This is a genomic window from Streptomyces sp. NPDC035033, from assembly GCF_040636735.1.
Taxonomy (GTDB): Bacteria; Actinomycetota; Actinomycetes; order Streptomycetales; family Streptomycetaceae; genus Streptomyces.
Map to the genome: position 1 here is coordinate 1 of NZ_JBEZUZ010000182.1, position 5,807 is coordinate 5,807.

Consider the following 5,807-nt stretch of genomic DNA (forward strand, 5'->3'; position numbering starts at 1 on the left):
CCTCCACCGCGCGGCCGGCGCGGTGGAGGGCGCCGTCGCGCTTTTCCGGGGCGCGCTAGAGTCGTCGCCAATCCGCGGGCGCCCGCCCGCGGCCGGCCAGGGAGCGAAGCGTGCTCATCCCCCACGACACCCGGATCGCCCTCGACACCGTCGTCGATCTGATGAACACCGCCGCGCAGGGCGACCGTGAGGACACGCTCACGGACCTCGACGCGCTCGGCGCCTTCGTGCGCGAGCACCGGATCAGCGACGTGGGCGACCTGGACGCCGGGGACCTGCGGGCCGTGCGCGAGGTGCGCGACCGCTTCGCCGCGGTCTTCTCCGCCCCCGACGCCCGGATCGCCGCCCCCCTCATCAACCAGCTGGTGGCCGCCGCCGGCACCACGCCGCAGCTCACCGACCACGACGGCTACGACTGGCACGTGCACTACTTCGCGCCGGGCGCCTCGGTCGCCGACCACCTGGCGGCCGACTGCGGCATGGCGCTCGCCTTCATCGTCGTCGCCGGCGAGCGCGAGCGGCTGCGCCGCTGCGAGGCGCCGGACTGCGGCCGGGCCTTCGTCGACCTCTCCCGCAACCGCTCCCGCCGCTACTGTGACAGCCGGACCTGCGGCAACCGCCTGCACGTGGCCGCCTACCGGGCCCGCCGCAAGGAGGCCGCCGGCTGAGCCCCGGCCGGGGCGGGCCGCCGCGGGAGGGCCCTCACAGCACGTAGAGGTCGTGCAGGGCCGCCATCAGCAGCAGGGCCCCGATCACCGCCAGGAAGATCATCAGCGGCGGCTGCGAGAGGGCGAAGAGACAGCCCCTCGGCTCGTCGGCCGTGAGGTCGGCGGCGGGGTCGGGCTCGGCGGAGGCGGGGACGGGTTCCCGCGAGGTTTCCAGCATCTCGGGGGGATGATCGCGCACCGGAGGCCCCGGTCCGGGCGGAAAACGCCCCGCCGCGGGACGGTTCATCCCTTCCCGTGGATCTCCGGATCACCGCCCGGTCGCGGCCGGGCGGGCAGCGGCCAGATTCGGTCAGATTCCGTGCTTCTTCAGAATCGCCTCGATGTCGCTGAAGTCCTCGGCGTCCCCGCCCCGGGCCGCCGGACCCGAGGAGGGCCGGGCGAGGGCCTCCCGGGAGGGCGCGGAGGCCCCGGGTGCGACCGCCGCGGGCTCCGCTCCCCCGCCCGCCGCCTTCCGGCCGCTTCTGCGCCGCTCGACGCCCCGGGTCGTCGCCAGGAGCAGCCAGGCCGCGCCGAGCACGCCGAAGCCGGCCCAGGCGACCGGGCTGAAGACGGTGCCGAAGGCCCACTCGACCGCGCCGGTCATCACCAGCCCCAGCGGCACCAGCGCGTAGGCCGCGATCCGCGCCGCCGCCCGGTACTTCTTCCGGTACGCCGTGACGGCGGCGATGCCCAGGCCCGCCGCGGACACCGCGGAGAAGATGGTCTCGGCGAGCATGCGGTCCTCCAGGTCCCGGGTGATACGTCCCTTCCATCCTGCACCGCGCCGACCGCCGGAGGCCATGGCCCCGGCCCGGTCTCAGGGAGATCTCCGGGTCGCCCCGGACGGGATCTCCTCCTCAGGTGCCGGTGCGGCCCGGGAAGGGACGCCGATTGGGGCCCGGGGCGGGGCGACTGGAAGACTGCCGGTCATGACTGACTCCACCGCACCCTCTTCCCCGGTCGTCCTGGAGGCGTGGTTCGACCTCCAGTGCCCGGACTGCTTCCAGGCCCTCGACGACGTCCACGCCCTGCGCGAGAAGTACGGCGACCGGCTCGACGTACGGCTGCGCCACTTCCCGCTGGCCAAGAACAAGCACGCCTACGCCGCCGCCCAGGCCGCCGAGGAGGCCTTCGAGCAGGAGGCGGGGTGGCCGTACGCGGAGGCGCTGCTGGCCCGGACGGCCGACCTGGCCGACCGGGGCGAGCCGGTGCTCCAGGAGGTGGCGGCCGGACTCGGCCTGGACGCCGAGGAGTTCGACACGGCCCTGATCGACGGCCGGCACCTGCTCGCGGTCGACGCCGACCAGGCCGAGGGCCAGGCCCTCAAGGTCACCGGCACCCCGACCTACGTCATCGGCGGGGAGCGCCTCGACGGCGGCAAGAGCCAGGAGGGCCTGCGGGCCCGGATCGAGGAGATCGCCGACCGCCTCCTGGTCGGCTGACCCCTCCCGCTCCGGGCCGCCGCGCCTCAGAGCAGCGGCTTGGAGCTGTTGACGTGGGTGGTCCGGTAGCCCAGCGACTCGTACAGGCGGATCGCCGGGGTGTTGCCCGCGAAGACGTGCAGTCCGAGCAGGGCCTCCCCGGCCTCCCGCGTCACCCGCTCGGCGAGCAGCATCAGCGTCCGGCCGTGGCCCCTGCCGCGCTGCTCCTCGGCGACCTCGACGTCGTACACGTACCCGGCGGTCGCCCCGGGCTCCAGCTCGCGGACCCCGGTCCAGACGTGGCCGACGACCCGGCCGCCGGCGACGGCGACGAGGATCGCCGTGCGGGGGCTGGCGAGGCCCCGGGGCAGCAGTTCGCGGTGGCCGGCCTCCGCCTTGGCGCGGGCCCGGTCCTCGGGGACGCCCCGCTCGACCCAGCTCCGGGCGAAGGCGTCCCTGGCCCGGGCCTCCCAGACCGCGAACTCCTCCTCCGTCATGGAGCGGACCCCGACGCCGGCCGGCGGCGCGGGCGGCTCGTCCGCGAGCTCCTTCAGCATGTTCCGGCTGCGCTCGGTGTAGCCGAGCGCACGGGCCATCGCGAGCGCGGCCGTCGCCCCGGCGGGCACGGAGATCCCCACCTCCGAGCAGCCCCAGCCGCGCAGCACCTCCTCGGCGGCGAGCGCCGCCACCGTCCCCCGGCCCCGGCCCCGGTCGGGTTCCTCGACCCAGAGGTCCTGGACGAGCCCCGCCGCGGCGCCGAAGGCCGGGTCGGTGGCGACGCGGACGGAGCCGACCCGGCGGCTGTTCACGCAGATGTCGTAGGCGCGCGAACGGCCGCCGTCGGCGGAGCGCTGGAGCGGCCCGGACGGCCGCAGGGTGGTGGTCATCAGGGTGTTCTACCCATCCGGGCGACCCCCGTCATCCGGTTTTCAGCCGAGCCTCGGGTCCCGGTCCGCGGCGGCCCGCTCCTCGAAGATCCGCATGGCCTTGGCGGTCACCGGGCCGGGGGCCCCGGCGAGCCCGCGCCCGTCCACGCGGTGGACGGCCTGCACGTCGCGGAGGGTCGAGGTCAGGAAGATCTCCTCGGCGCTCTCCAGGACCTCCAGCGGCAGATCGGTCTCCACGGCGCCGGTCCACTCCGCGACCAGCGCGCGGGTGATGCCGGCGAGGCAGCCGGAGGAGACGGGCGGGGTGTGGATCCGGCCGTCGAGGACGACGAAGACGTTGGAGCCGGTGCCCTCGCAGAGCCGTCCCGCCGTGTTGGCGAAGAGCGCCTCGGAGGCCCCCCGCTCGTGCGCCCGGGCGAGGGCGACGACGTTCTCCCCGTACGAGGTGGTCTTCAGGCCGGTGAGGGCGCCGCGCTCGTTGCGGGTCCAGGGGACGGTGACCACGGCGGTGGTGTCGGGGCGGCGGGAGGTCCCGCCGACGGCGACGACGAGGCCGGGGCCCGCGTCGCCGCGCTCCGAGCCGAGCGGGGAGAGCCCGCCGGTGTAGGTGATGCGGAGCCGGCCGAGCTCGACCGGGTTGGCCTCCAGGACGGCGGCGCAGGCCCGGCGGACCTCGTCGAGGTCGGGATCGGGCAGTCCGAGGCCGCGGGCGGACCGGGTCAGCCGCTCCAGGTGGAGGGTGAGGGCAAACGTTTCTCCACGCTCGGCCTTGACCGTCTCGAAGATGCCGTCGCCGACGGTCAGTCCGTGGTCCAGGACGGAGACCCGGGCGGCCTCCTCGTCGTACAGCCCGCCGTTGACCCAGATCTTCATCGAGAGATGGCCTTTCCGCTCGCCTCGGGGACGTCCGCGCCCGGGGCGCCCGACTCATAGGCCCCCGACGCTATCGCGACCAGCCGGGAGGCCTTCAGCTCGGTCTCCGCCCACTCCCGCTCGGGGTCCGAGCCCCAGGTGATCCCGGCGCCGGTGCCGAAGCGCAGGACGCCCCGGGGGCGGTCGATCCAGAAGGTGCGGATGCCGACGGCCAGCTCGCCGTGGCCGCTGTCGGCGTCCACCCAGCCGACGCCGCCGCAGTACGGGCCCCGGGGCGCGGTCTCCAGGGCCTCGATGATCCGCAGGGCGCTGGACTTGGGGGCGCCGGTGACGGAGCCGGGCGGGAAGGTGGCGGCGAGCAGCTCGGGCCAGCCCGCGTCCTCGCGCAGCACCCCGCTGACGGTGGAGACGAGGTGGACCAGGCCGGGGTGCTCCTCGACCTCGCAGAGGGCGGGGACGGCGACGGAGCCGGTCTCGCAGACGCGGCCGAGGTCGTTGCGGACCAGGTCCACGATCATCACGTTCTCGGCGTGGTCCTTGGGCAGCAGGTCGGCGGCGGTCCGGCCGGTGCCCTTGATGGGGCCGGAGGAGACCCGGCCGCCCTCGCGCCGGAGGTACAGCTCGGGCGAGGCGGTGGCGATCTCCACGCCGTGCGCGGGCAGCCGGATCGTCCCCGCGTACGGGGCGGGGTTGCCGGCCGCGAGCAGCGCGGTGAGGGCGTCGACGTCGGCGGCGGCCGGATCGGGCAGCGGCGCGCTCATCACCCGGCAGAGGTTCGCCTGGTAGACCTCGCCGCGCGCGATGTGCCCGCGTATCTTCCGCACGCCCGCGGTGTACGCGGCGCGGTCGAGCGACGACGTCCAGTCGCCGGGGCGGGGGCCGCGCCAGGCGCCGGGCACGGCGGGGGGCACCGGCGCCCTGCGGACGTCTCCGAAGCGGGCGCAGGTGAGCCGGCCCTCGAAGTCGGCGCAGACGGCCCAGAAGCCGGCGGAGTCCAGGGCTCCGGGATCGTGGGTGACGTCCCGGAGGTCGGTCGCGACGAGGCCGCCGAAGCGGGCCAGGGGAGCAAGGTCGTACACGGATCGAGTCTAGGTCGGGCGGCGCGGGAGCAGGGGGCGCGCAGGTGGCGGGGGCTCCCCGCCACCTCCGGGACACGGTGGGTGAACACTGTTCGAACCCTCCGGGCGGCCCGGCCGGGCACCGCGAAGGGCGTGCAGGTCAGCACGCTGCGGAAACGCGTTTTTGTACTGGCCCGGGAATCCGCTAGAGTTCAACACGTCGCCGGGACGCGCAAGCGGACCGGAACCGACAAGCGGACGTGGCTCAGTTGGTAGAGCATCACCTTGCCAAGGTGAGGGTCGCGAGTTCGAATCTCGTCGTCCGCTCGATGTGGGGGATCTTCCCGAACCCCCGTATTCACTCCTGGTGGAGTGGCCGAGAGGCGAGGCAACGGCCTGCAAAGCCGTCTACACGGGTTCAAATCCCGTCTCCACCTCCAAGGACGATTAGCTCAGCGGGAGAGCGCTTCCCTGACACGGAAGAGGTCACTGGTTCAATCCCAGTATCGTCCACTGGACCCTCGGGTCCTGGATCTTCGGATCCCCGCGCGATTAGCTCAGCGGGAGAGCGCTTCCCTGACACGGAAGAGGTCACTGGTTCAATCCCAGTATCGCGCACCACATCTCCAGCACCCCCCGGGTGCGTCCCGCGCGATTAGCTCAGCGGGAGAGCGCTTCCCTGACACGGAAGAGGTCACTGGTTCAATCCCAGTATCGCGCACCACGCCTCCTGCACCCCTCGGGTGCATCCGGCGCGATTAGCTCAGCGGGAGAGCGCTTCCCTGACACGGAAGAGGTCACTGGTTCAATCCCAGTATCGCGCACAGAAGACAAGCCCCCGGCCGCGGTTCGCGGCCGGGG

General features: G+C 74.1%; 7 protein-coding genes and 6 tRNA genes. 8 read left to right on the forward strand and 5 right to left on the reverse strand.

Annotated features, from left to right (window positions below; genetic code table 11):
- Nucleotides 1-110 precede the first annotated feature (110 nt).
- Complete coding sequence (locus AB0E83_RS34855; protein WP_362120751.1) at nucleotides 111-668, forward strand: CGNR zinc finger domain-containing protein; 558 nt, start codon at nucleotides 111-113, stop codon at nucleotides 666-668.
- Nucleotides 669-702: 34 nt separating this feature from the next.
- On the opposite strand, the gene AB0E83_RS34860 is transcribed toward AB0E83_RS34855, so the two are convergent.
- Entirely contained in the window at nucleotides 703-885 is a 183-nt protein-coding gene (locus tag AB0E83_RS34860; RefSeq protein WP_362120753.1) for a hypothetical protein, read from the reverse strand.
- A 132-nt stretch (nucleotides 886-1,017) separates the two neighbouring features.
- The gene (locus AB0E83_RS34865) at nucleotides 1,018-1,443 is read right to left on the reverse strand and encodes a hypothetical protein (RefSeq protein ID WP_362120754.1); all 426 of its coding nucleotides are present in this window, start codon (nucleotides 1,441-1,443) and stop codon (nucleotides 1,018-1,020) included.
- A gap of 193 nt (nucleotides 1,444-1,636) precedes the next feature.
- On the opposite strand from AB0E83_RS34865, the gene AB0E83_RS34870 reads away from it, so the two are divergent.
- Nucleotides 1,637-2,149 carry a DsbA family protein gene (locus AB0E83_RS34870; protein WP_362120756.1) on the forward strand — a complete coding sequence of 171 codons (513 nt, stop codon included), beginning with the start codon at nucleotides 1,637-1,639 and terminating at the stop codon, nucleotides 2,147-2,149.
- 26 nt (nucleotides 2,150-2,175) lie between these two features.
- Here the strand turns inward: AB0E83_RS34870 and AB0E83_RS34875 are convergent, their stop codons facing one another.
- The 3 genes from AB0E83_RS34875 to AB0E83_RS34885 are packed head-to-tail and all read right to left on the reverse strand — an operon-like array spanning nucleotide 2,176 to nucleotide 4,967.
- Nucleotides 2,176-3,015: a GNAT family N-acetyltransferase gene (locus AB0E83_RS34875; RefSeq protein WP_362120758.1), complete on the reverse strand. Its 840-nt coding sequence runs from the start codon at nucleotides 3,013-3,015 to the stop codon at nucleotides 2,176-2,178.
- 42 nt (nucleotides 3,016-3,057) lie between these two features.
- Nucleotides 3,058-3,888 (reverse strand): aminodeoxychorismate lyase, encoded by an 831-nt coding sequence (locus tag AB0E83_RS34880; protein ID WP_362120760.1) that lies wholly within the window; start codon nucleotides 3,886-3,888, stop codon nucleotides 3,058-3,060.
- A complete protein-coding gene (locus tag AB0E83_RS34885) occupies nucleotides 3,885-4,967 on the reverse strand; it encodes a chorismate-binding protein (RefSeq protein WP_362120762.1) in 1,083 nt (360 codons plus the stop codon). Before AB0E83_RS34885 ends, AB0E83_RS34880 begins: the two co-directional genes overlap by 4 nt.
- A 233-nt stretch (nucleotides 4,968-5,200) precedes the next feature.
- Between AB0E83_RS34885 and AB0E83_RS34890 the strand changes: the two genes are divergently transcribed.
- The 6 genes from AB0E83_RS34890 (at nucleotide 5,201) to AB0E83_RS34915 (ending at nucleotide 5,770) form a co-directional block, all read left to right on the forward strand.
- Nucleotides 5,201-5,273: transfer RNA gene (locus AB0E83_RS34890), tRNA-Gly, on the forward strand.
- 39 nt (nucleotides 5,274-5,312) lie between these two features.
- Nucleotides 5,313-5,386, forward strand: a tRNA-Cys gene (locus AB0E83_RS34895).
- Between the two features lies 1 nt (nucleotide 5,387).
- Nucleotides 5,388-5,459: transfer RNA gene (locus AB0E83_RS34900), tRNA-Val, on the forward strand.
- A 33-nt stretch (nucleotides 5,460-5,492) separates the two neighbouring features.
- Nucleotides 5,493-5,567, forward strand: a tRNA-Val gene (locus AB0E83_RS34905).
- Between the two features lie 28 nt (nucleotides 5,568-5,595).
- A tRNA-Val gene (locus AB0E83_RS34910) sits at nucleotides 5,596-5,670 on the forward strand.
- 28 nt (nucleotides 5,671-5,698) lie between these two features.
- Nucleotides 5,699-5,770 (forward strand) — tRNA-Val (locus AB0E83_RS34915).
- Nucleotides 5,771-5,807: the final 37 nt, after the last annotated feature.

What these genes read in the sequence shown, in the direction of transcription:
- AB0E83_RS34870 (WP_362120756.1), top strand. Translation starts at nt 1,637, where the DNA reads ATGACTGACTCCACCGCACCCTCTTCCCCGGTCGTCCTGGAGGCGTGG.
- AB0E83_RS34860 (WP_362120753.1), bottom strand. Translation starts at nt 885, where the DNA reads ATGCTGGAAACCTCGCGGGAACCCGTCCCCGCCTCCGCCGAGCCCGAC.
- AB0E83_RS34865 (WP_362120754.1), bottom strand. Translation starts at nt 1,443, where the DNA reads ATGCTCGCCGAGACCATCTTCTCCGCGGTGTCCGCGGCGGGCCTGGGC.
- AB0E83_RS34880 (WP_362120760.1), bottom strand. Translation starts at nt 3,888, where the DNA reads ATGAAGATCTGGGTCAACGGCGGGCTGTACGACGAGGAGGCCGCCCGG.
- AB0E83_RS34875 (WP_362120758.1), bottom strand. Translation starts at nt 3,015, where the DNA reads ATGACCACCACCCTGCGGCCGTCCGGGCCGCTCCAGCGCTCCGCCGAC.